The organism is Amycolatopsis ponsaeliensis (assembly GCF_030182635.1).
Taxonomy (GTDB): Bacteria; Actinomycetota; Actinomycetes; order Mycobacteriales; family Pseudonocardiaceae; genus Amycolatopsis; species Amycolatopsis ponsaeliensis.
In genome coordinates this window covers 1-500 of record NZ_JAPZLD010000129.1, presented here as the reverse complement: position 1 = coordinate 500, position 500 = coordinate 1, and the positions used below count along the sequence as shown (strand labels likewise).

Below are 500 nucleotides of genomic sequence, written 5' to 3'. Positions count from 1 at the left end.
CCTGGCCTCCTGGGTGGCGCTGTGCCCGGGCAACCACGAATCCGCAGGCAAGCGCCACCACGGCAAACGCCGCAAGGGCAACCCGCGGCTGCAGGCGATGCTGGTCGAGTGCGCCTGGGCAGCCGTGCGTCACCCCGGCTATCTGCAGACCCTTTACCGCCGCCACGTCCGCCGGTTCGGTGGGTTCCGCAGCCCGGCGGCGAAGAAGAAAGCCATCATCGCCGTCGCACACAAACTTTCGATCATCATCTGGCACGTCCCGGCCACCGGCCGTGGCTATCACGACCTCGGCGCCGACTACCACACCCGCCGCATCGACCCCCACGCCGAGACCCGGCGGCTCGTTGCCAAGCTCCAAGCCCAGGGCTACACCGTCAGTCTCGAACCCGCCGCCTGAGAGCACCACCCGGCAACAACCGGCAGCGCTCCGCTCGCCGGGGGCTACGCCCTGCCCTGGTCACCTCGATTCACATACCAACACTGTTTCCCACTCACGACCT

Annotated in this window: 1 protein-coding gene; it reads left to right on the top strand. The window is 68.2% G+C overall.

Annotation, left to right across the window (positions count from 1 at the left end; translation table 11 throughout):
* The coding region (locus QQ657_RS57035) for a transposase (protein ID WP_434056878.1) at positions 1 to 397 on the top strand (397 nt) is incomplete at its 5' end.
* Between the last annotated feature and the right edge of the window lie 103 nt (positions 398 to 500).